Here is a 659-nt window from a genome sequence, read left to right as displayed (position 1 = left end):
TAAAATACCTCATACGCTATTCGCTCTTGATTCTGGCGTTGTTCATGATGAGTTTCAGGTCTTTAAATGGGGCGGAGAGAAACACGAAATTCTTTCCCATAATGCAGACCAAAATTTAAGATCTGCGATGAGGCACTCCGCCTTGTGGGTGTATCGTGGGTTTGCAAAAGAAATCGGCAAGGACAAAGCAACAAGTTACTTGCAAAGTATAAGCTACGGAAATCAAGATGCAAGCGTAAAAAAGCGTGATTACTGGGTTGACGGTGGGCTGGAAGTTTCAGCGCAGGAGCAGATCGATTTTCTTGAAAAGCTTTATAGGAATGAACTGCCTTTCAAGGTTGAACACCAACTTTTGACAAAAGACATCATGGTGATTGAAGCAGGGCGTGAATGGATTATTCGCGCTAAAACCGGGCTTGGGAGCCAAGTAGGTTGGTGGGTCGGCTGGATAGAATGGCCAACAGGCCCGGTTTTCTTTGCTTTGAATATCGACACGCCTAATAGAATGGCCGATGCTCCCAAAAGAGAAGAAATTGGCAGGATGCTATTGAAGGCGGTTGGGGCATTACCTTCCGCTCAAGCGGTTGTCACTCAATAACTGATTTTTTCGTAAGCGATGACAGGGATGTCATCTTATATAAAATCACACTGAACTGATG

1 protein-coding gene is annotated in these 659 nt (G+C 44.6%); it reads left to right on the top strand.

Annotation, left to right across the window (positions count from 1 at the left end; translation table 11 throughout):
* Positions 1-598 (top strand): penicillin-binding transpeptidase domain-containing protein (locus AC1DVH_RS32345; RefSeq protein ID WP_477757202.1); only part of this gene is annotated, 598 nt, incomplete at its 5' end.
* Positions 599-659 lie beyond the last annotated feature (61 nt).

This window comes from Pseudomonas sp. P4_C3 (assembly GCF_056402075.1).
This window is presented reverse-complemented; position numbering and strand designations above follow the sequence as displayed.